This is a genomic window from Nocardioides lijunqiniae (genome assembly GCF_015024225.1).
Lineage (GTDB): Bacteria > Actinomycetota > Actinomycetes > Propionibacteriales > Nocardioidaceae > Nocardioides > Nocardioides lijunqiniae.
In genome coordinates this window covers 1-22228 of the sequence record NZ_JACJGM010000039.1, presented here as the reverse complement: position 1 = coordinate 22228, position 22228 = coordinate 1, and the positions used below count along the sequence as shown (strand labels likewise).

The following is a 22228-nucleotide window of genomic DNA, read 5'->3' as shown; positions in this document are numbered from 1 at the left end:
TCGGGCGTGGAACCAGAGCAGCACCTTAGGCCCTCCAGTCGTCGCCGGTGCCAGCGTGACGAAGTTGTTACCTACCTGCGACGCCGAGGGCGTGCAGCGCCGTTCCGGCGAGCAGCCGGGCGCCGATCCCGACCGCGCGCTCGTCGACGCGCAGGTTGCCCTGGTGCAGGTCGTACGTCGCCCCGCCCGGGGTCCGCGTGCCCAGGCGCATCATCGCGCCCGGGACCCGGTCGAGGTACCAGCCGAAGTCCTCGCCGCCGAGGCTCTGGGGCACGCCGACGCGGGCTCCCGGGCCGAGCACGTCGTGCACGGCGGCGGCGATGATCTCGTTGGACCGGGCCTCGTTGACGACGGGCGGCACGCCCTGCTGGTAGTCGAGGGTGGCCGTCACGCCGTAGGGCCGGACGATGTCGATCACGGCCTCGCGGATGATCGTCTCGCACTCGCTCCAGGCCACGGCGTCGAGGATCCGCACGGTGCCGCCCACGATGCCGTGGTCGGGGATGACGTTGGGGGCCGAGCCGGCCTGCACGACGCCCCAGACGACGCTGACGCCGGCCCGGGGGTCCATCCGGCGGCTCAGCACCGCCGGCAGCTCGGTGGTGACCTTGGCCAGCGCGAAGGTCAGGTCGCCGGTGAGGTGAGGGCGCGAGGTGTGCCCGCCGGTGCCCTGCAGGCGGACCTCGAGCCGGTCTGCGGCGCTGGTCAGCGGCCCGGTGCGCAGGCCCACCTGCCCGACGTCGACGCCGGGGTCGCAGTGCAGCGCGAAGACCCGCTCCACCCCCGAGATCGCGCCCTGGGCGATCAGGTCGATGGCGCCGCCGGGCATGACCTCCTCGGCGGGCTGGAACAGCAGCCGCACGCGGCCCGGGAGCGCGCCGCGGTCGGCGACCTCCGCGAGCGCGAGCGCGGCGCCGGTCAGCGCGATCGTGTGCACGTCGTGGCCGCAGGCGTGGGCGACCCCGGGGACGGTGCTCGCCCACGGGTCGCCGGTGACGTCCTTGACGGGGAGCGCGTCCATGTCGGCGCGCAGCCCGACCACGCGCTCGCCGTGGCCGATCTCGGCGACGAGCCCGGTGCGCTCGAGCCGCGTCACGCGCCAGCCGGCCGCCTCGATCGTCGCCGCGACGATGTCCGTGGTGCGGGTCTCGGCCCAGGACAGCTCGGGGTGGGCGTGCAGGTCGCGGCGCATCTCGACCAGCTCGGCGTCGTACTTGTCGACGACGGTCGCGATCAGGGTCGAGGGCTCGAGTGACATAGGAGTACGAATCTACCCGTCTCTAGAGTGGGGGCGATGTCCGAGTCCAGCGAGAGCACGAACCGGCGGCTGCTCCGCGCCCGGGACCTGGTGGACCGCACCTACGCCGCCCCGCTCGACGTGCCGCGACTGGCGCAGACCGCGGTGATGTCCCCGGCGCACTTCGCCCGCGAGTTCCGGCGTGTCTTCGGCGAGACCCCGCACCGCTACCTCCAGCGCCGGCGGATCGAGCGCGCGATGTTCCTGCTCCGCACGGGCGACCGCCCCGTCAGCGAGATCTGCCACGCCGTCGGCTGGTCCAGCATCGGCACCTTCGGCCGGGTGTTCCGCGACGTCGTGGGGTGCTCTCCCTCCGCGTTCCGCGAGCGCAGCCGTGGTCGCGAGCAGGTCGGCCCGACGTCGTTCGCCATGCGCTGGCAGCGACCGGTGACATCGAGCAGTTTCGGAGAAGCGCTCGACGGCGCGGGTTCCTAGGCTCGGGTCACCCCTACCACCCCCAGGAGCGTCCCGTGCTGACTCGCAACAACCTCTCCTCGATCTTCGTCCTCGACCAGGCCCAGGCACTCGACTTCTACGTCGGCGTCCTGGGGCTCGAGGTCAGCGCCGACCAGGACTTCGGGGCGATGCGGTGGCTGAGCGTCCGGGTCCCCGGAGACCGCAAGGAGATCCTGCTGGAGCGCCCGGGCTCGCCGGCCCTCGACGAGGCCACGGCCCAGCAGGTCCGGGACCTGGTGACCAAGGGCGCCGGTGGTGGCTGGCTGGCCTTCACCACCGACGACGTCGTCGGCACCTACGAGCGGCTGCGCGACGCGGGGGTCGACATCACCCAGGAGCCCACCGAGCAGCCCTACGGCACCGACTTCGCGATCCGCGACCCCTTCGGCAACCACATCCGGATCGGCGACCTCCGCGAGTGACGCTGCGCTGACGGCCTACGCGTCGCGGTCGTACGCCGCCAGGAGCCGGTCGGCCGCCACCGTGGCGGGCACCTCCCCGGCCAGGACGGCCGCACTGACCTCCTCGCGGATCGCGCGGACGCCCGGCGAGTGGCGCAGGCGCTGGTCGAGCTCGTCGCGCACCAGGGCCCACGTGAAGTCGAGCTGCTGGCGGGCGCGCTTGGCTGCCAGCCCGTCGTCGCCGAGGTGCTCGCGGTGGGCGAGGACGCGCTCCCACAGGTCGTCGACGCCGACGTCGGTGAGGGCGGAGACGGTGACCACGGGCGGCGCCCACTCGTCCTTGCCGCGGACCAGCCTGAGGGCGCCGGCGAGCTCGCGGGCCGCCGCGCGGGCCTCCTGCTCCCGGTCGCCGTCGGCCTTGTTGACCGCGATCACGTCGGCGATCTCGAGGATCCCCTTCTTGATGCCCTGGAGCTGGTCGCCGGTGCGCGCCAGCGTGAGGAAGAGGAACGTGTCCACCATGCCGGCCACGGTCACCTCGGACTGGCCGACGCCGACGGTCTCCACCAGCACCACGTCGTACGCCGCCGCCTCCAGCACCGCCATGGCCTGCACGGTCGCCCGGGCCACTCCCCCGAGCGTGCCGGCCGACGGCGAGGGCCGGATGAACGCGGCCGGGTCGGCCGAGAGCCGCGCCATCCGGGTCTTGTCCCCCAGCACCGAGCCCCCGGTGCGCACCGAGCTCGGGTCGACCGCGAGGACGCCCACGCGGTGGCCCGCGGCCGTCAGCCGCGTGCCGAGCGCCTCGATGAAGGTGGACTTGCCGACGCCGGGGACCCCCGAGATCCCGACCCGGACCGCGGGTCGCGCGGGCTGCGCCAGCGCGGACAGCAGCTCGCGGGCCTGCTCGCGGTGGCGCGAGGTGGTCGACTCGACCAGGGTGATGGCCCGCGACACGGCCGCGCGACGGCCCTCGGCGACTCCCTCGAGGAGCTCGGGCACGGTGGCGGCAGGCACGGGTCGCAGGCTACAAGGACGGCGCAGGCGCCCCGGCCGCACGTGCGGCCGGGGCGCCTGGTGACCAGCGAGGTCGGCGGTGGGTCAGCGCGCGACCCGCACGGGCCTGCTGGTCACCGTGGTGGGCGTCCAGTCGGCGTAGCTCCCGGTGACCCGCACGGTGACGCGGGTGCCGGCGAGGCGGCCGGTGAGCCGCAGCCGCGCGCCCTTGCCGACGACCTTGCCGCCGGACATCCACCGGTAGGTGAAGCGGGTGCCCGGGCTCCACGATCCCCGGTGCAGGTTGACCGACAGGGTCCGCCCGACCTTCGCCTTGCCCTTGACCTGCACGGCGTGCGCGGCGACCCTCGGGCGCGACGGCGTCCGCACGGTCCCGGTGGCCGCGGTGCTGCCGCCCACCGGAGCCACGCTCACCTGGTACGTCGTACGTGCGGCGAGGCCGGTGAAGGTGACGCCCGCGGCGTCCGACCAGGCCTGCCGCGTGCCCACCACGCGACCGCCCTGGCGCAGGACCGCCTGCAGCACGAAGCGCTGCGACCCGGCGGCCGTCCACCGCACGGCGACCCGCGACCACGACGGCGCGGTGGCCGCGACCCTCGTGACCGTCGGCGGTTGCAGCACCGTGACCGTCGCGGAGTCCCGCGACAGCGACGAGCGCCCGTTGACGTTCACCGCGGCGACGGTGGCCGTGTAGTCACCCGCGGCCAGGCCGGTGAAGGTGTGCTCGGTGCGCGTGGCTGCGACCTCCGCCTCGGTGCCGTCGGAGAGCCGCACGACGTAGCCGGTGATCGGGGCGCCGCCGTCGTCCGGCGCCGACCAGGTCACCGTGACCGCCTGCCCCACGGCCGAGATCCCGGGCTTCGCCGGCGCGGTCGGCACCAGGCTCGCGATCGGGACGTAGGCCGTGTAGGCGCTCGCCGGGGAGACCCCGAGCGCGTTGACCGCCTTCACGGTGGCGCGGTACTCCCGACCTCGGGTCAGGCCGCCGAACGTGTGCGACGTGGCGCCGGGGCCGACCTCGACCGGCTCGCCGCCCTCGAGCTGCACGACGTAGCCGGTGAGCGGCGAGTTGCCGTCCCGCGTCGGCGCCGCCCAGGCGACGGTGAGGTTGCGACCCGACGCCGTCGCCGAGACGGCGCTCGGCGCGTCGGGCACCGTGGCCGCCTCGAGGTCCAGCTCCCGCACGGCGCCCTCGAGGGCCTCCGCCTGGGCGAGGTACTCCTCGTCGGTCGCGCTCCCGGCCGTGAGCATCGCCTCGGACTCGGTGAGCGACGCCGCGACGACGTCGGCCGACTCCTGCGTGTAGCGGCTGAGGTCGAGCTCCTTGGTCTCGGAGACCGCGACCTGCAGCGACCGCAGCGCGCGGGGGGCCAGCTGACCGACGGCCAGGCGCAGGTCCCGCGCCGCGCCGCTCACGTCGGAGGCGACGGCGGTCTCGTCGGCCAGCACCTCGGCCGCCGTGTCCATCGCGCGGGCGAACGTCGCGAAGTCGACGTCCACGTAGCGCGCGCCGTCGTCGAGCAGCGGCTCGTGCTCGCTGCGCAGGTCGCGCAGCCCCGACTTGTCGACCCCGTAGTTGAACGTGAACGAGTCCAGGTTGGCCACGAAGGGGTGGTTGGCGTCGGGCACGGTGGTGCGCAGGACCAGGATCACGTCGTGCGTCCCGCGCACGGCGGTCGGCAGCGGCACCGTGGTCGTGCCCGCGGCGCTCCAGCTCGAGCCGGTCACCGGCAGCGGCACGGTCACCAGCGGTGCCCCCTCGCGCGAGTCGAGGTAGACCTCGATCCGGGAGTCGAGGCCGCAGCGCGACGAGTTGTTGACGTAGTGGACCGACAGCGAGGTCGCCGTCCTGCCGAACGTCAGGCCGTCGTACTCCAGCACGTCGCCGTCGTGGGTGCCGCCGACGTTGACCCCGGACGTGCCGTCGGACCAGCCGCTGAACGACTCGGTCTTGAGCGCGGTGCCGGTCCACGCCGTCCGGCTCTCGAACTCGACGAGACGGCCGTCGGAGGTGTCCACCGGAGCGTCGGGGGCGACCAGCCTCACGTGGTCGAAGTTGCCGGCGTAGGGGTGGGCGCTGTCGGTGGTCGCGTGGAGCACGAGGTAGACGTCGTGCGTCCCGCTGATGGCGCTGGGCAGCGTCACCCTCGCCGTCCCGGCCTGGTCCCAGGCCGAGCCGGTGACCGGCAGCGGGACGGTGACGACCGGCGCGCTCGTCCGGGAGTCGAGGTGCACGTCCATGCTGACGTTGGAGCCCACCCGGTTGGAGTTGTTGACGTAGTGCACCTCGACCGACGTCGCGGCGGCCTCGATGTCCACGTCGGCGAAGCGGAGCCAGTCGCCGTCGTGGGTGTTGGCCACCGCGGTGCCGGACGTGCCGTCGTTCCAGGTGAACGACTCGGTCTTCATGGTGCCGCCGCCCGAGGCGGTGTCACCGCCCCACTCGGTGCGGTCCTTGAGCTTGAGCGTCGTGTCGTTGTCGACGGGCTCCTCGTCGGTCGCCCCCGAGTCGGCGAACTGCATCCGGTCGAAGTTGCCGACCCAGTGACGCGAGCCGTCGGCGGCCGAGCCGCGGAAGACGAAGTAGACGGTCGCCGGGCTCGCGGCCAGCAGCTCGGCCACGCCGGTCAGGTCGGCGGTGGCCGTGGCGTAGGTGCCGAAGCCCTTCGCCGTCGGCGGGGTCGCCACCGTCGCGAGCAGGGGCCCGTCGACGGCGCCCAGGCGCACCTCGACCGCGGCGTCGGCGTAGCCGTCGTCGGAGGCGCCGGAGTAGCGCACCTGCACCTGGTCGGGGACCTGGTCCTCGGCGAAGCTGACGCCGTTGAAGGCGATCCAGGCCCCGGGGCGCACGCCGCCGATGCCGTTGGGCTCGTCGTGCAGGTCGGGCCCGCCCGACCACGAGTCGTGCTCCTCGGCCTCGAGCCTGCGGAAGCCGCCCTGGCTGAGCGTCAGCCCGTCGAGGGCCGCCTCGAGCCGTGCCTGCGCGTCGTTGAGCTGCTCGTCGGTGGCGGTCGTGTCGGCCAGCGCCGTCCGCGCGGCGGCACGGGCCTGCGCCATCGCGGCGTACGTCGAGCCCTCGTAGTTGCCCTGGACGACCAGCCGGGCCTCGGCGTACGTCGCCCGGAGCTCGGCGCGCCAGTGGTCGGTGACCCGGATGACGAAGGGGTCGCGCGTCGACAGGCCGCGGCCGGTGACGGCGGCCTCGTCGGCGTCGCCGGCGAGTGCGCCGTCACGCAGGAGCACCGCGAACTGCGCCTTGGCGAGCGTCGGGAGCGTGCCTCGGACCCGGACCGACAGCGTGGTGCCGCCCGTGCGGGTGACCGTGGCGGTCACGCCCTCCGGCAGTCCGGCGACCCGCACGAGCCCGGAGGCCGTCAGGTCGTCCCCGTCGGACCCGGCGAACGTCGCGCCCGCGAGGGCCATTGTGATGGTGCCGTCGACGGCGCCGTCGGCGCCGGCCGTCAGGGACGTGCGGTCCGAGGTGATGCTCGCGGCCGACGTCGGCGGAGCCACCGCGGTGCTGAGCGAGAACGCCGGCTTCGTGCCGGTGCCCCACTGCGAGGGCTCGGAGCCCATCGTGACGTCGAACGCGCCGTCGCCGACGATGTCGCCGTAGTCGAGCCAGGTGTCACCGTGCGGCTTGCCGTCCAGGCGCGCGTCCTGGATGTAGAAGCGGTCCGCGGAGACGCCCTCGGCCGTGACGCTGAACGTCGTGCCGTCGGCGTGCGAGATGTCGACGCGGGGGAAGAACGGCGACCCGACCTGGTACTGCGAGGAGCCGGCCGTCACCGGGTAGAGACCGACGGCGGCCGCGACGAACGTCGCCGACATCGCGCCGGTGTCGTCGTCCATCGTGGGCAGGAAGCCCTGCGGCTCGTTCTTGAAGACCTTCGTCCGGATCGGCGGGGTGAGGCGGCCGCCGCTCGAGGGCGGGTTGTTGCCGTCGGTCTGCCCCGTCGCGATGTAGCTCTGCCAGGTCTCCTTCGTGTACAGGTCCCGGACCCACTTCTGGGTCTTGGCGGGCTGGCCGAGGTAGTTGAAGAGGTACGGCGTGTGCAGGTCGACCTCGTTGGCGTTCGACTTCAGCATCCGGGTGCCGTCGTCGGGCGCCTCCTCGCCGAAGTAGTGGGACAGGGCGCCGCGCACGGCGTTCGTGCCGCCCATGGTCGCGACGAGTCCGGCGACGTCCTGGGCGGGGTACCAGTGGTACTGCCACAGCGAGCCCTGGTAGGGGTTCGAGCCCTCGAAGCGCTCGGGGTCGGCGTTGCTGAAGGCACCGTCGGCGGCCCGGAAGCCGAGGACCCCGACCGGGGTCCCGCCCGGGGTCGTCCAGGTGCCGGGCCTGATCGAGTTGCGGTAGTTCAGCGCGCGCTTGGCGTAGCGCTCGGCGTCGGCGTCCTTGCCGAGCGAGCGGGCGATGACCGACAGCGCGTAGTCGTCGTAGGAGTTGCCCACGGTGGTGCCGGGCTCGCCGGGCACGTAGCCGCGGGCCTCGTCGGCGGCGCTGTAGGTGCCGGCGTTGGCCACGACGGCCGGGTAGGCGCGGTCGAGCCGGTCGAGGCTGACGCCCTTGGCCACGGCGTCGGCGATCACGACGGACGCGCGCTCGAAGCGGACCGTGGGCACCGCCATGGTGCGGGTGTTGAGCGGCGGGCTGCCCACCGCGGCGTCGTCGGCGAAGATGTCGACCAGCGACTGCACGACGTCGGCGTAGACGTCGGGGTAGAGCGAGGCCAGCACGGGGTACTTGCGGAAGTCGTCCCAGGTGCCCCAGCCGTCGTAGTGCGTGTAGCCGTCGGCGCGGTGCACCGCACCGTCCACGCCACGGTAGGTGCCGTCGGTGCTGGTGGCGTTGGTCGGCGTGGCCAGCATCCGGTACAGGCTCGTGTAGAAGATCGTCTCGAGGTCGCCGCCGGGGTCGGCGGTCTCGTCGCTGGTGACCGCCACCTTGCCCAGCGTGTCGCGCCAGTCGTCGTGGGCGGCCTGGCGGACGTCCTCGAAGGTCCGGTCGCCCACCTCGGCCAGTCGGTCCTTGCGCGCCTGCGCGACGCTGATCGGCGAGAGCGTCGTGGTCAGCTGCACGGCCTCTCCGGCGTCGACGTCGAAGGTGAGGACGGCGCCGGTGTCGGTGCCGGTGCGGCGCTTGACGGCGCCGTACGCGCCGCCCTCGCCCCAGGTCTTGACGCTCGTCACCGGGACGTCGGTGACCGCGTCGTAGAAGAGCCGGTAGTCGTAGCCGTTGAAGGTGCCGCTGATGCTGCCCGACAGCTCGGCGCGGCCGTCGGCGAGCGTCGTCGCCGTCAGCTCGGAGGCGGTGCGGCCGGTGAAGTTGTTCTGCAGGTCGAAGACCACGGAGGCCGCGCCGGGCTTGGGGAAGGTGAACCTCTCCAGGCCGCTGCGCACCGTCGCCGTGAGCTCGGCGTCGATCGTGCCCTCGGCGGCCTGCAGGCCGACCTGGTAGTAGCCGGGCTCGGCCGTCTCGTCGTCGTGGGAGAACGGCAGGGCGTAGGTGCTGGCCGCGGGCCGCGCGGTGTAGGTGCGGTAGGTCGGGACCACGAGCACGTCGCCGCCGGCGCCGGAGCCGCCGACGCCGTCGAGGTTGGTGAGCGTGAAGCCCTTGATGCTCGACTGGGCGTAGTCGTAGCCGGAGTGGGTGCGACCCGGCGCCGTCATCGGGTTGGGCTTGGCCAATCCGTGCGGGACCTGCGCGCCGGGGAGGTTCTGGCCGTGGTCGCCCTGCGTGGACATGAACGGGTTCACGTGCTCGGTGTGGTCGACCGCCTCGGCGGCGGGAGCGCCGGCGGCGGTGGCGCTGACCGGGGCGGTCACGGCCAGGCCGGCCGCCGTCAGGGCGGTGGCGACGACCGAGGTGAGGACTCGCGAGGTGCGCGAGCCGCGCGAAACGGAGGTGGACATGCGTCAGTGGGTTCCTTGCGTCAGGGGTGCGGCGACGTGCCGCGGTGACGCTAGGGACCGCTGGTGAACCGGAGGCGGACGGTGGGCGCTGCCAGAGACGCTGCAAGACGTCGAGTCGCCGACCGCCAGGTGAACGACCTCAGTCGGCGAGCTGCTCCCGGAGCCGGGCGAGCAGGTCGAGGGCCGACTCGGCGATGACCGTGCCCGGCAGGAACACCGCAGCCGCACCCATCTCCTTCAGCGTGGGCACGTCGTCGGGCGGGATCACGCCGCCGATCGTCACCATGATGTCGGGACGGCCCTGCTCGGCCAGCGCGGCCTTCAGCGCGGGCAGCAGCGTCAGGTGGCCCGCCGCGAGCGACGAGACGCCCACGACGTGCACGTCGGCGTCGACCGCCTGCTGCGCCACCTCCTCCGGGGTGGAGAAGAGCGGGCCCACGTCGACGTCGAAGCCCATGTCGGCGAAGGCCGAGACGATGACCTTCTGGCCGCGGTCGTGGCCGTCCTGGCCCATCTTGGCCACCAGGATGCGCGGGCGGCGGCCCTCGGCCTCCTCGAACTCCGCGGTGGCGTCGAGGACCTGCTGCACGAGCGTGCCGCCCTGCCCGCCGCCGGCCGACTCGTCCCTGAACACGCCGCTGATCGTACGGATCACCGCCTGGTGGCGGCCGTAGACCTTCTCGAGCGCGTCGGAGATCTCCCCGACCGTGGCCTTGGCGCGGGCCGCGTCGACGGCCAGCGCGAGCAGGTTGCCGTCGAGCGAGCCCTCGGTCGCCCCGCGCTCGGCGCTGTTGGTGAGCGCCTCCAGCGAGCGGCGTACGGCGTCGTCGTCGCGCTCGGCGCGCAGCCGCTCGAGCTTGGCGATCTGCTGGCGGTAGACGTCGTCGTTGTCGACGCGCAGCACGTCCAGCTTGTCCTCCGCCGCGAGGCGGTAGGTGTTGACGCCGATGACCTTCTGCGTGCCGGCGTCGATCCGGGCCTGGGTGCGCGCCGCGGCCTCCTCGATGCGCATCTTGGGGATGCCCTGCTCGATCGCCTTGGCCATGCCGCCGGCGGCCTCGGCCTCCTGGATGTGCGCCCAGGCCCGCTCGGCGAGGTCGTGGGTGAGGCGCTCGACGTAGTAGCTGCCGGCCCAGGGGTCGATCGTGCCGGTCGTGCCGCTCTCCTGCTGGAGCAGCAGCTGGGTGTTGCGGGCGATGCGCGCCGAGAAGTCCGTGGGCAGCGCGATCGCCTCGTCGAGGGCGTTGGTGTGCAGCGACTGGGTGTGACCCTGCGTCGCGGCCATGGCCTCGATGGCCGTGCGCCCGACGTTGTTGAAGACGTCCTGCGCGGTCAGCGACCAGCCGCTGGTCTGGCTGTGCGTGCGCAGGCTGAGCGACTTGGGGTTCTGCGGCGCGAAGTCGCGCACCAGTCGCGCCCACAGCGCCCGGGCCGCGCGCATCTTCGCGATCTCCATGTAGAAGTTCATGCCGATCGCCCAGAAGAACGACAGCCGTGGCGCGAACTGGTCGATCGTCATCCCGGTCCCGAGGCCCGCGCGGATGTACTCGACACCGTCGGCCAGCGTGTAGGCCAGCTCGAGGTCGGCCGTGGCCCCGGCCTCCTGGATGTGGTAGCCGGAGATCGAGATGGAGTTGAAGCGCGGCATCTTCGCGGCGGTGTAGCTGAAGATGTCGGAGATGATCCGCATCGAGGGCGCCGGCGGGTAGATGTAGGTGTTGCGGACCATGAACTCCTTGAGGATGTCGTTCTGGATCGTCCCCGCGAGCTGCTCCGGCCTCACCCCCTGCTCCTCGGCCGCGGCGATGTAGAGCGCGAGCACGGGCAGGACGGCGCCGTTCATCGTCATCGACACCGACATCTCGTCGAGCGGGATGCCGTCGAAGAGCGTGCGGGTGTCGTAGATCGAGTCGATCGCCACGCCGGCCATGCCGACGTCGCCGCGCACCCGCGGGTGGTCGGAGTCGTAGCCACGGTGGGTGGCCAGGTCGAAGGCGACGCTGAGCCCCTTCTGGCCGGCCGCGAGGTTGCGCCGGTAGAACGCGTTGGACTCCTCGGCGGTCGAGAAGCCGGCGTACTGCCGGATCGTCCACGGCTGGGTCGTGTACATCGTGGGGTACGGCCCGCGCAGGAACGGGCTCAGCCCGGGGAGGGTGTCGAGCGCGTCGAGGCCCTCGAGGTGCTCGGGCCCGTAGACCGGAAGCACGTCGATCCCCTCCGGGCTCGTCCACGGCGCACCATCGGTGGTCGAGGAGGGACGAAGTCCCGTCTCGAGACCACCATCGTCACCACTCAGCGGCAGCCCCGCGAAGCTCTTCGGAACGCTCATGCCAGCTTCTCCCTCGTCCGGGTCACGAAGTCCAGGGCGTCGACGCCCATCGCGCACGAGTCGTCGACGTAGTCGACCGGCTTGCCCGCGATGACGACGTGCGTCGCACCCGCCTCGCGCAGCGCGGCGGCGGCCTCGCTCCCCCAGTCGGCGTAGGTCGCGTCGCTGCCGGCGAGGCACACGACCGGCTGCCCGGCGTAGGCCGCCAGCAGGTCCTCGACGCCGGCGGTCGCGCCGGCGACCTCGGTGGCGACCCCGCCGGCGGCGAGCAGGTTGGCCGCGAACGTCGCGCGCGCCGTGTGGGAGGCGATCGTTCCCAGGGTGGCGAGGAAGACCGGCGTCGCCGCCGGGTCGTCGCGCAGCGCCTCGAAGGCGGCGCCGTAGGCGCGGACGCCGTCGAAGAAGCCGTCGGGCTCGCGCTCGGGAAGGGTCTCCGCGAGGTTCGGGAACTCGGTGAGCCCGGTGATCGGCCGCGTGCGCCGAGCCACCTCGACGTCGCGGCGGGCGACGGTCTCCGCGATGCGCTCGTCGAGCGCCGCGAGACCGTCCTCCTCGACGCGGCCGAGCTCGGCCCAGCCCGCGGCGGCGAGGTCGTCGGTGAGCTTCTCGACGGCGTAGGAGCCACCCGCCGGGTCGGCGACCTTGGCGACGTGGGACTCCCACATCAGCAGCGCCGAGGTGTTGCGCGCGATGCGGCGGCCGAGGACGTCGGGGCGGCCGAGCGGCGCGTCGAAGGGCAGCACGGTCACGGCGTCGGCTCCGCCGACCCCCGCGGCGAAGGCGGCGACCGTCGTGCGCAGCATGTTCACGTAGGGGTCGTAGCGGCTCATCATCGGCTTGCTGGTCACGACGTGCTGGCGCTGCGGCACGGACGCGTCGCCACCGCTGAGCTCGACCACGCGCGCCCAGAGCCGCCGTGCGGCGCGCAGCTTGGCGATCGTCGGGAACTGCTCGTCGGTGGCGGCGTAGCGGAACTCCATCAGCCCGACCGTCTCGTCGATGCCCAGGCCGGCCTCGGTGAGCCGCCGCAGGGCGGAGGCCGCCACGGCCATGGAGTAGCCGAGCTCCTGCGCGTCCGACGCGCCACGGTCGTGCACGACCGTCGCGTCGACGACCACGCCCAGGACACCGCGCTCCTGCGCGAGCATGGCCACGTCGACCAGCTCGTCGCCCGAGCCGCCGAGGTTGGTGCCGGGGGCCGGGGTCGTCTCGCCGAGGGCGTCGAGGAAAGCGCGGGCGACGGCGACCTGGCCGCCGGCGGGCGCGTCAAGCACGACCGGCGCCAGGTCGAGCAGCACGCCCTTCAGCAGCGAGGCCAGGTCGGCGTCCGGACCGGTCTGCAGCCACAGCGACGTCACGCCGCCGTCGAGGTCGACGAGCGCGGTCTCGTTGAGTGCCGCGGCGTCGTCGCCCCGCAGGTGCGAGCGGATGTCCCAGTCGCCGGTCCGGGTCGGGCGCCCGGCGGTGGCGAGGCCGTCGAGCAGGTCGGCCGTGCCCAGGGGCGTGACGGGGATGTCGTCCAGGGTGGTGCGGGACAGCTTCTCCCACACCCGCGAGTCCGGGTCGTCGTCGGTGAGCCGGCGCGCCTTGCGCAGCACGGCGGCGGCCGCCGCCTCCCAGTCGGCGACGGTGTGCCGGTCGTCCTCCGCGGCGAGCGCGAGCGTGCCCTGCTCGGGCTCGAGCTCCTCGGGCTCGTCGAGCCCGCCGGCCACGGCGCCCGGGGCACTCCCCTCAACAGTCATGGTGCGAACCATAGGAGCGTCCGAGAACAGGTTCCACCCAGTGTGACGTTTCCGTCTCTAGTCTGTCCGCGTGAAGGTCCAGGACCCGACAGGGCAGACGTGGCGCGTGACCCGCCGCTGGGTGCCGTGGCGACGCCGGCTCAAGGGGGTCATGGCCAACATGCCGTCGGGCCCCGGCCTCGGCGACGACCCGGTCAGCGCGGTCATCGGCCTGATCTTCCTGGTCATCCTGCTGCCGTTCCTGGTCCTGGCGCTCGTCGCCGCCCTCGAGCTCCTGCTCCTGCTCCTCGTCGTCCCCTTCGCCCTCCTCGCCCGCGTCGTCCTCGGCCGGCACTGGACCGTGGAGGCCCGCCGCGGCTTCACGATCTGGTACGACGAGCCCGCCGGCGACTGGCAGTCCAGCGGCCTGCGCATCCACTCCCTGGCCGATGCCCTTCGCCGCGGCGACATCCCCACCCCCAACGTCACCGACCTCGCCGACTGACGCCGCCCGGTGGTCGACCAGCGAGCGCAGCGAGCCTCGAACCCACCCCACCGGTGGTCGAGCAGCGAGGAGCGCCAGCGACGAGCGCCCGTCGAGACCCCGTGAGCCGACTGCGGACCGACCCCACGGTGGTTGAGGTGCGAGCGCAGCGAGCCTCGAAACCACCCGCCGCACCCGACCGGTGGTCGAGCAGCGAGCGCAGCGAGCGCCCGTCGAGACCCCCGCACCTCTGACTGTCTCCTCGGGGCCGGACTGGGGTGCCGCGCGCGTAGCCGGTCGCGTCTCCGCCTCAAGGAGCTTCGCCCGCTTCGCGGCGCCCTTCGGGCGTCCTTGACCCAGAGCCTCTCTCGACCGGCTTGACGGCGCACGGGGCGACACGGGCTTCGCCCGCGCCGCCCGCGCAATGCGCGGCACCCCCCGACCGATGAGGCTTCTGGGGCTGGTGTGACTGGTGGTGCGACGACCGACACTCAGCGTCGGCAGTTGGTCACCGCATGAGGCCGGCCAAGCGTGGAGACGTCGGCGTCAGGCGCGAACTGCCGACATAGGCGACCGATAGGCAGGGCCCGCGCTGTTTGCGGGCGGCGCGGCGAAGCCGCCGCCGCCCGTGCGCCGTCCCAGCAGCCCGGGAGAGGCTCGGAGTCAAGGACGGCCGCAGGCCGCCGCGAAGCGGGCGAAGCTCCTTGACGCCGAGACCCGGGCTGCTACGCGCGCGGGCCACCCCAGCCCCGCACACATCAGGTGGTTTCGAGGCTCGCTTCGCTCGCACCTCAACCACCGGACGCGGGCGTTCGGCTCACGGGGTCTCGACGGGCGCTCGTCGCTGACGCTCCTCACTGCTCGACCACCGGGAGTGTGGTTTCGAGGCTCGCTGGCGCTCGCACCTCAACCACCGTGGGTCGCCGCTGGGCGCTTGACTCACGCGGTCTCGACGGGCGCTCGTCGCTGACGCTCCTCACTGCTCGACCACCGTCGTGGCTAGGGCTCGGTGCGGCCGTCGTTGTCCTTGGTGCGGAGGCCGATCTTGTTGCCCAGCCAGACGAGCGGGTCGTACTTGCGGTCGACGACGCGCTCCTTCATGGGGATGATCGCGTTGTCGGTGATCTTGATGCCCTCGGGGCAGACCTCGGTGCAGCACTTGGTGATGTTGCACATCCCGAGGCCGGCGGCGCCCTGGGCGAGCTCGCGCCGGTCGTGGGTGTCGAGGGGGTGCATGTCGAGCTCGGCGTAGCGCAGGAAGAAGCGCGGGCCCGCGAAGGCAGGCTTGTTCTCCTCGTGGTCGCGCACCACGTGGCAGACGTTCTGGCACAGGAAGCACTCGATGCACTTGCGGAACTCCTGCCCTCGCTCGACGTCGACCTGGGCCATGCGGCGCTTGTTGTCGGCGTCGCGGGGCGGCGGCGCGAACGACGGCAGCTCGCGCGCCTTCTCGTAGTTGAAGGACACGTCGGTGACCAGGTCGCGGATCACCGGGAACGTCCGCAGCGGGGTGACGGTGATCGTCTCGGTCTCGTCGAAGTCCGAGAGCCGGGTCATGCACAGCAGCCGGGGCCGGCCGTTGATCTCGGCGCTGCAGGAGCCGCACTTGCCGGCCTTGCAGTTCCACCGGATCGCCAGGTCGCCGGCCTGGGTGGCCTGCACCCGGTGCAGCGCGTCCAGGACGACCTCGCCCTCGGACACCTCGACCGTGTAGTCGCCCAGGTCGCCGCCCGACTGGTCGCCGCGCCACACCCGCATCTTCAGCTGGTATCCCATACCTACTTCCCTTCCTTGCTCTCGGCAGGGGGCTCGGCGGCTGCCGGCTCGAAGTACTTCCTGAGCTCCTCGGGCATCTCCGGCAACGGCTTCTCGTGCAGGTCGATGCCGGTGCCGTCGGCACTGAGGTCGACCACGAGGTTCTTGGTCGCCCACTCCTCGCTCGGTCCCGGGAAGTCGTCGCGGGTGTGCCCGCCGCGCGACTCCTCTCGCGCGAGCGCCGCCTTCGCGATCGCCTCGCTGACGACCAGCATGTTGCGCAGGTCCAGCGCGAGGTGCCAGCCGGGGTTGTACTGCCGGTGGCCCTCCACCTTCATCGACGCCGCGCGCACCTTGAACGCCTCGATCTCGCTCAGCGACCGCTCCAGCTCGGGTGCCGTGCGGATGATGCCGACCAGGTCGTTCATCGACTGCTGGAGGTCGGACTGGATCGTGTACGGGTTCTCCCCGCCCTCCACCTCGAACGGCGCGAGCGCGCTGCGCTCGGCCGCCTTCACGTCGGCCTCGTCGACCTTCGGGCGGTCGTCGTCCCGCGACCTGGCGTACGCCGTCGCGGCCTCGCCGGCGCGCTTGCCGAAGACCAGCAGGTCCCCCAGCGAGTTGCCGCCCAGCCGGTTGGAGCCGTGCATCCCGCCGCTGCACTCGCCGACGGCGTACAGGCCGGTCACGGCGCTCTGCTGGGTGTCGGCGTCGACCTCGACCCCGCCCATCACGTAGTGGCAGGTGGGGCCGATCTCCATGGGCTCGGCGGTGATGTCGACGTCGGCCAGCTCCTTGAACTGGTGGTACATCGAGGGCAGCCGCTTGCGGATGAACTCCGGGGAGCGGCGCGAGGCGATGTCGAGGTAGATGCCGCCGTGGGGGGTGCCGCGGCCGGCCTTGATCTCGGAGTTGATGGCCCGGGCGACCTCGTCGCGCGGCAGCAGCTCGGGTGGCCGCCGGTTGCTCTTCTTGTCGTCGTACCAGGCGTCGGCCTCCTCCACGGTGTCGGCCGTCTCGCTCTTGAAGTACTCCGGGATGTAGTCGAACATGAACCGCTCGCCCTCGGAGTTCTTCAGGATGCCGCCGTCGCCGCGCACCGACTCCGTGACCAGCAGCCCCTTCACCGAGGGTGGCCAGACCATGCCCGTCGGGTGGAACTGCACGAACTCCATGTTGATCAGCGAGGCGCCCGCGCGCATCGCGAGCGCGTGGCCGTCGCCGGTGTACTCCCAGGAGTTGGAGGTCACCTTGAACGACTTGCCGATGCCGCCGGTGGCGAGGACGACGCTGGGCGTCTCGAACAGCACGAAGCGACCCGTCTCGCGCCAGTAGCCGAAGGCGCCCGACACCGCGCCGCCGTCGTCCTTGTCCAGCATGACGTCGGTGACCGTGCACTCCATGAAGACGTCGATGCCCAGGGAGACCGCGCGCTGCTGGAGGGTGCGGATCATCTCCAGGCCGGTGCGGTCGCCGACGTGGGCCAGCCGGGCGTACTTGTGGCCGCCGAAGTCGCGCTGGGAGATCAGCCCGTCGTCGGTGCGGTCGAAGAGCGCACCCCAGTCCTCGAGCTCCATCACCCGCTCGGGCGCCTCCTGGGCGTGGAGCTGGGCCATGCGCCAGTTGTTGAGCATCTTCCCGCCGCGCATGGTGTCGCGGAAGTGGACCTCCCAGTTGTCCTCCGGCCAGCGGTTGCCCATGGCGGCCGCGATGCCGCCCTCGGCCATCACCGTGTGGGCCTTGCCGAGCAGGGACTTGCAGACGATCGCCGTGCGAGCGCCGGCGTCGTGGGCCGCGATCGCGGCCCGCAGACCAGCTCCCCCGGCGCCGACCACGACGACGTCGTACTGGTGGCGCTCCATGCCGCCCGCCGCGTCTCCGGACATCTCGTTGCCGGTCATCGGGTGCCGGTCGTTGACCGGGTGGGTGCCGCTCATCAGAAGAACCTCACGTCCTCGATCGTGCCGTTGGCGATCAGGAAGATGTAGAGGTCGACCAGGGCGACGGAGAACAGCGAGTACCACGCGTAGCGGCCGTGGTCCTGGTTGAGCCGGGAGACCCAGGTCCAGAGCTTGTAGCGCACGGGGTGCTTCGAGAAGTGCCGCAGCCGGCCGCCGACGGTGTGGCGGCACGAGTGGCACGAGAGCGTGTAGAGCCAGATCAGGACGACGTTGACGAGCATGAGGAGCGTGCCGAGGCCCATGTGGCCCCACTCGTGGTCCTCGTTGCGGAAGGCCAGCACCACGTCGAAGCTCAGCACCAGGCCGACCAGCACGGCGGCGTACCAGAAGTAGCGGTGGACGTTCTGCAGCAGCAGCGGGAAGCGCGTCTCGCCGGTGTACGTCGTCTTCGGCTCGGCGACCGCGCAGGCGGGCGGCGAGAGCCAGAACGCCCGGTAGTAGGCCTTGCGGTAGTAGTAGCAGGTCATCCGGAAGCCGAGCGGGAAGATCAGGATGAGCAGCGCCGCGGACAGCGGCCAGGCACGGAACGGCTGACCGAAGTCCGAGGCGCCCTCGACGCAGTCACCCAGGCACGGGGAGTAGAACGGCGAGAGGTAGGGCGAGGCGTAGTAGTCGCTGCCCATGAACGCCCGCACCGTCGCGTAGACGACGAAGGCGCTGAACACCACGAACGTCGTCAGCGGCGGCAGCCACCAGCGGTCCGGCCGCAGGGTCTTCTCGTCGATCGCAGCCCTGGTCGGCCCGTGCACGCCAGTCGTCATGCCCACCTCCGGAGGAGTCCGGGGCTGAGTCTGCACAGAAACCGACCGATGTGAAAGGGGTCACACCGAACGAGCCGGCGAGGTCACCTCCAGCCGAGGCCCGGGGCGAGCTCCTTCAGCACCGTCTCCAACACGTGGGCGTTGTAGTCGACGCCCAGCTGGTTGGGGATGGTGAGCAGCAGCGTGTCCGCCGCGGCGACGGCCTCGTCGCGGGCCAGCTCCTCGATGAGCCGCTCGGGCGAGCCGGCGTAGGTCTTGCCGAAGCGGGCCTTGCCGCCGTCGATGTAGCCCACCTGGTCGCCACCGCCGCCCTCGCGACCGAAGTAGGCGCGGTCGAGGTCGCTGACGATCGGGAAGATGCTGCGGCTGACCGAGACCCGCGGGGTGCGGGTGTGACCGGCCTCGGCCCAGGCGGTGCGGAAGCGCTCGATCTGCTCGGCCTGGAGCTGGTGGAAGGGCACGCCGGTGTCCTCGCCCAGCAGCGTCGAGCTCATCAGGTTCATGCCCTGCTGGGCGGTCCACTCGGCGGTCTGCCGGGTGCCGGCGCCCCACCAGATCCGGTCGCGCAGGCCCGGCGCGTGCGGCTCGATGCGCAGCAGACCCGGCGGGTTGGGGAACATCGGGCGCGGGTTGGGCTCGGCGAAGCCGTTGCCCTCGAGCACCTCGAGGAACACCCGGGTGTGCTCGCGCGCCATGTCGGCGTGGTCGGTGCCCTCGGCAGGGGCGTAGCCGAAGTAGCGGTAGCCGTCGATGACCTGCTCCGGTGACCCGCGGCTCACGCCGAGCTGCAGCCTGCCGTCGGAGATGAGGTCCGCCGCGCCGGCGTCCTCCGCCATGTAGAGCGGGTTCTCGTAGCGCATGTCGATGACGCCGGTGCCGATCTCGATGCGGCTCGTGCGCGCACCGACCGCGGCGAGCAGTGGGAACGGCGACGCCAGCTGCTGGGCGAAGTGGTGCACCCGGAAGTAGGCGCCGTCGACGCCCAGCTCCTCGGCGGCCACGGCGAGGTCGATGGACTGGTGCAGCACGTCCGAGGCCGAGCGCGTCTGGGACTGCGGGGAGGCCGACCAGTGGCCGAAGGACAGGAACCCGATCTTCTTCATACCGGCCCAACACTGGTTGAACCTTCAAACTTCCCGGCGGTCCTGGCGGGCCACTGTTCACCGCGCGGACACCCGTAGGCCGTGGCCAGGACGCGACGGCGGGTCACGCTCGTGGCATGCGGATCGCTCTGGTGACCGAGACGTTCTTCCCCGCCGTGGACGGCACGACGACCACGCTCAAGGCCGTGGCCGACCGCCTCGTCGACCGCGGGCACTCGGTCCGGATCATCGCTCCGGCTCCCGGGCTGACCTCCTACCGCGGCTGTGACGTGGTCCGGGTCCGCCCGCTCGAGCCGGTCGGCGCGCAGGTGCGCGCCGCGATCGACGGCCACGCCCCGGACCTGGTCCACGTCACCTCTCCGGGGACCCTCGGCCGCAAGGCGCTGAAGCACGCCCAGCGCACCGGGACCGCCTCGCTCGTGGTCGAGCAGTCGGCGGTCCTCGACCTGACCGCGGACTACTGGCGCGGCACGGTGACCCGCGCCGACCGGGTCCTGGTCACCTCGTCCTGGATGGTGGAGCGCGCGGCCGAGCTCGGGGTCGAGGCCGCGCTGTGGCGCCCGGGCGTGGACTCCGCCGCCTTCACCCCCGCCCTGCGCGACTCCTGGCTGCACGACTCGTGGGCCCGGGCCCGCTCCCGCGAGACGCCGCTGGTGGTCGTCGGGTACGTCGGCAGCCTCCACAAGCGCCACGGCGTACGCCGCCTGGCCGAGCTCGCCGACCTCCCGGGCATCCGCCTCGTGGTGATCGGCGACGGCCCCCAGCGGTCGTGGCTGGCCCAGCGGCTCCCCGGCGCCAAGCTCACGGGCGCCCTCACCACCGGCGACCTGACCGTCGCCCTGCCGTCCCTGGACGTGCTCGTGCACCCGGGCGCGCACGAGACCTGCTGCCACCAGCTGCGCGAGGCGAGCGCGTCGGGGGTGCCCGTGGTCGCGGCCCGCTCGGGCGGCGCGACCGACGTCGTCCGCAGCCTCGAGAACGGCCTGCTCTTCGACCCGTCCAGCAGCCGCTCCTTCCGGGACCAGGTGTCCGCGGTCGTGGCGGACCGGCGACGCACGCTGCTGGGAGCGCGGGGCCGCGAGCTGGCGCTGGAGCGCCCCTGGACGGACGCGGTCGACGAGCTGGAGAGCACGATGTCGGCGATGTCCGGGGCCAAGGTCGGGTAAAGAGCGCGTTCGCGCGCATATGATCCGCCTGTGCGTGAGATCGCGCCCGGGGTCCAGCTCCTCAGGGGACGCCCGCCCCACATGGTCAACTGCTACCTCGTCGGCGACGTCCTCGTCGACGCGGGCACTCCCGGCGCGCGCAAGCGGCTCCTGCGCGAGCTGTCCGGGCACCCGGTCACGGCGCACGCCGTGACCCACGCCCACCCCGACCACTTCGGCTCCAGCAGGGCGGTGTGCGAGGCCATGGACCTGCCGCTGTGGTGCGGTGCGGCGGACGCCGAGGCGATCGAGACGGCGACGCCGGCGATCGGCCCCGGGCTGGTGCCGCGGCTGATGTCCCACCTGCCCAAGGTGCCGTCGTACGCCGTGTCGCGCGGGCTGGTCGAGGGCGACGCCGTGGCCGGCTTCGAGGTGCTCGAGGTGCCGGGCCACTCCCCCGGACACATCGCGCTGTGGCGCGAGTCCGACCGGGTGCTGATCGCCGGCGACGTGTTCTTCCACCTCGGGCGGGTCACCGCGCCGTGGTCGTTCCTCACCGCCGACGTGGCGGTCAACCGGGCGTCGATGCGCCGGCTGGCCGCGCTGCGCCCGGCGCTGGCGCTCTTCGGCCACGGGCCGCCGCTGCGCGACCCCGACGTCCTCGAGCGGGTGGCCGCCCGGTGAGTCCCCCGTGAGCTCGGCCTCGCAGATCCTGGAGCGCGAGTCCGAGCTGGTCCGCATCGCGACCGCGCTCGACGAGGCGGCGGCCGGCTCGGGACGCGTGATCGTCATCGAGGGCGCCGCCGGGATCGGCAAGACCGCGCTGGTGCGGGAGGCCCGCGAGCTCGCGCGGCGCCGCGGCTACGGCCGGCTCCAGGCGATCGGCGACGAGACCGAGACGCCGCTGGCGTGGGGTGTCGTGCGGCAGATGGTGGAGCGCTCGATCTCGCGCTACAGCGGCGAGGTCCGCGACGCGATCCTCGCCGGTCCGGCCGGTCGGGCGCTGCAGGCGCTCGACGTGGCCCCTGCCTCGGGGGCGAGCGACGCCGAGGTCGCCCGCACGCTGCACGCCCTGTGGTGGGTCGCGATCGACCTGTCCTCGACCCGACCGCTCCTGATCACCGTCGACGACGCCCAGTGGTCCGACCAGCCGTCGCTGCGCTTCCTCGGCTACCTCGCCCGGCGCATCGCCGACCTGCCCATCGCGCTCGTGGTGGCCACCCGACCGCCGTCGGGCGGCAGCGGCCCGCTCACGGAGCTGACGGTCTCGCCCTACGTCGAGCGCCTGCTGCCCGAGCCGCTGTCGCCCGTGGCGGTGGCCGCCTTCCACACCCCCGACGGCGTGGTGCCCTGCGCGGCGGTGGTCGAGGCCATGCACGCCGCCTGTGGTGGCAACCCGTTCCTCACCGGGGCCCTGCTCGACGAGCTGGGCAGCGCCGGGCACGACGTCTCGCACCCCGCGACCGCCGAGGCCATCTCCGGGCTGGGCCCGGCCACCATCTCGCGCGCGATGCTCAGCCGGCTCTCCCCCGAGGCGCTCGCGCTGGCCGGCGCCGCCGCCGTGCTGGGGTTCGAGGCCAGCCCCTGGCTGGCCGGGCGGGTGGCCGAGGTCCCGCCCGACGCCCTGCCCGAGGCGGTCGCCTCGCTCGTGCGGGCCAACGTCCTCGTCGGCGGCGTCGACGGCCTGACGTTCGTGCACCCGGTGATCCGCGAGGCCACGGTCTCGGCGCTCGGGCCGCTGCAGTGCTCGGCCATGCACGCCCGCACGGTGCGCGAGCTCCACGCCCGCGAGGTGCCGGCCGCGCAGCTCGCCCCCCACCTGCTCGCCGCCCCCGTCGGCACGCTGGCCGACGCGGCCGACCTGCTCGCGCGGGCGGCCGCG

General features: G+C 72.9%; 15 protein-coding genes. 6 read left to right on the top strand and 9 right to left on the bottom strand.

The features are described from left to right. Nucleotides 1-67: 67 nt before the first annotated feature. On the bottom strand, nt 68-1258 hold the full coding sequence (locus IRQ30_RS19855; protein ID WP_193614640.1) for an amidohydrolase: 1191 nt from the start codon (nt 1256-1258) through the stop codon (nt 68-70). 36 nt (nt 1259-1294) lie between these two features. On the opposite strand from IRQ30_RS19855, the gene IRQ30_RS19850 reads away from it, so the two are divergent. Continuing rightward, the gene (locus IRQ30_RS19850; RefSeq protein WP_193614639.1) at nt 1295-1732 is read left to right on the top strand and encodes a helix-turn-helix domain-containing protein; all 438 of its coding nucleotides are present in this window, start codon (nt 1295-1297) and stop codon (nt 1730-1732) included. Nucleotides 1733-1767: 35 nt separating this feature from the next. Then, entirely contained in the window at nt 1768-2175 is a 408-nt protein-coding gene (locus IRQ30_RS19845) for a VOC family protein (RefSeq protein WP_338089798.1), read from the top strand. A 15-nt stretch (nt 2176-2190) separates the two neighbouring features. On the opposite strand, the gene meaB is transcribed toward IRQ30_RS19845, so the two are convergent. The 4 genes from meaB to IRQ30_RS19825 form a co-directional block, all read right to left on the bottom strand. After that, a complete protein-coding gene (gene meaB, locus IRQ30_RS19840; protein WP_193614638.1) occupies nt 2191-3171 on the bottom strand; it encodes a methylmalonyl Co-A mutase-associated GTPase MeaB in 981 nt (326 codons plus the stop codon). A gap of 84 nt (nt 3172-3255) precedes the next feature. Further along, a complete protein-coding gene (locus IRQ30_RS19835) occupies nt 3256-9087 on the bottom strand; it encodes a GH92 family glycosyl hydrolase (RefSeq protein ID WP_193614637.1) in 5832 nt (1943 codons plus the stop codon). 139 nt (nt 9088-9226) lie between these two features. Then, a complete protein-coding gene (gene scpA / locus IRQ30_RS19830; protein ID WP_193614636.1) occupies nt 9227-11416 on the bottom strand; it encodes a methylmalonyl-CoA mutase in 2190 nt (729 codons plus the stop codon). Further along, entirely contained in the window at nt 11413-13158 is a 1746-nt protein-coding gene (locus IRQ30_RS19825) for a methylmalonyl-CoA mutase family protein (RefSeq protein WP_193614635.1), read from the bottom strand. The genes scpA and IRQ30_RS19825 overlap by 4 nt, the downstream gene beginning before the upstream one ends. Nucleotides 13159-13228: 70 nt before the next feature. Between IRQ30_RS19825 and IRQ30_RS19820 the strand changes: the two genes are divergently transcribed. Continuing rightward, nucleotides 13229-13642: a hypothetical protein gene (locus tag IRQ30_RS19820; RefSeq protein ID WP_193614634.1), complete on the top strand. Its 414-nt coding sequence runs from the start codon at nt 13229-13231 to the stop codon at nt 13640-13642. 978 nt (nt 13643-14620) lie between these two features. Here IRQ30_RS19820 and IRQ30_RS19815 read toward each other — a convergent pair. From IRQ30_RS19815 to IRQ30_RS19800, 4 genes are all read right to left on the bottom strand, one after another. Further along, a complete protein-coding gene (locus tag IRQ30_RS19815) occupies nt 14621-15397 on the bottom strand; it encodes a succinate dehydrogenase/fumarate reductase iron-sulfur subunit (RefSeq protein ID WP_193614633.1) in 777 nt (258 codons plus the stop codon). 2 nt (nt 15398-15399) lie between these two features. Then, complete coding sequence (locus IRQ30_RS19810; RefSeq protein ID WP_227467864.1) at nt 15400-17313, bottom strand: fumarate reductase/succinate dehydrogenase flavoprotein subunit; 1914 nt, start codon at nt 17311-17313, stop codon at nt 15400-15402. Beyond that, nucleotides 17313-18098 (bottom strand): hypothetical protein, encoded by a 786-nt coding sequence (locus IRQ30_RS19805; protein WP_193614632.1) that lies wholly within the window; start codon nt 18096-18098, stop codon nt 17313-17315. The genes IRQ30_RS19810 and IRQ30_RS19805 overlap by 1 nt, the downstream gene beginning before the upstream one ends. Nucleotides 18099-18181: 83 nt before the next feature. Then, nucleotides 18182-19201 (bottom strand): LLM class flavin-dependent oxidoreductase, encoded by a 1020-nt coding sequence (locus IRQ30_RS19800; protein ID WP_193614631.1) that lies wholly within the window; start codon nt 19199-19201, stop codon nt 18182-18184. A gap of 116 nt (nt 19202-19317) precedes the next feature. Here IRQ30_RS19800 and IRQ30_RS19795 point away from each other — a divergent pair, with 116 nt between their 5' ends. From IRQ30_RS19795 to IRQ30_RS19785, 3 genes are all read left to right on the top strand, one after another. Next, nucleotides 19318-20367, top strand: a complete 1050-nt coding sequence (locus IRQ30_RS19795; protein ID WP_193614630.1) for a glycosyltransferase — start codon at nt 19318-19320, stop codon at nt 20365-20367. Between the two features lie 30 nt (nt 20368-20397). Beyond that, nucleotides 20398-21030 (top strand): MBL fold metallo-hydrolase, encoded by a 633-nt coding sequence (locus IRQ30_RS19790; protein WP_193614629.1) that lies wholly within the window; start codon nt 20398-20400, stop codon nt 21028-21030. Nucleotides 21031-21037: 7 nt separating this feature from the next. Further along, the coding region (locus IRQ30_RS19785) for an AAA family ATPase (RefSeq protein WP_338089797.1) at nt 21038-22228 on the top strand (1191 nt) is incomplete at its 3' end.

Coding starts and splice junctions, on each gene's coding strand:
- IRQ30_RS19850 (WP_193614639.1), top strand. CDS start 1,295: ATGTCCGAGTCCAGCGAGAGCACGAACCGGCGGCTGCTCCGCGCCCGG.
- IRQ30_RS19815 (WP_193614633.1), bottom strand. CDS start 15,397: ATGGGATACCAGCTGAAGATGCGGGTGTGGCGCGGCGACCAGTCGGGC.
- IRQ30_RS19795 (WP_193614630.1), top strand. CDS start 19,318: ATGCGGATCGCTCTGGTGACCGAGACGTTCTTCCCCGCCGTGGACGGC.
- IRQ30_RS19810 (WP_227467864.1), bottom strand. CDS start 17,313: ATGAGCGGCACCCACCCGGTCAACGACCGGCACCCGATGACCGGCAAC.
- IRQ30_RS19825 (WP_193614635.1), bottom strand. CDS start 13,158: ATGACTGTTGAGGGGAGTGCCCCGGGCGCCGTGGCCGGCGGGCTCGAC.
- IRQ30_RS19835 (WP_193614637.1), bottom strand. CDS start 9,087: ATGTCCACCTCCGTTTCGCGCGGCTCGCGCACCTCGCGAGTCCTCACC.
- IRQ30_RS19800 (WP_193614631.1), bottom strand. CDS start 19,201: ATGAAGAAGATCGGGTTCCTGTCCTTCGGCCACTGGTCGGCCTCCCCG.
- IRQ30_RS19805 (WP_193614632.1), bottom strand. CDS start 18,098: ATGACGACTGGCGTGCACGGGCCGACCAGGGCTGCGATCGACGAGAAG.
- scpA (WP_193614636.1), bottom strand. CDS start 11,416: ATGAGCGTTCCGAAGAGCTTCGCGGGGCTGCCGCTGAGTGGTGACGAT.
- IRQ30_RS19855 (WP_193614640.1), bottom strand. CDS start 1,258: ATGTCACTCGAGCCCTCGACCCTGATCGCGACCGTCGTCGACAAGTAC.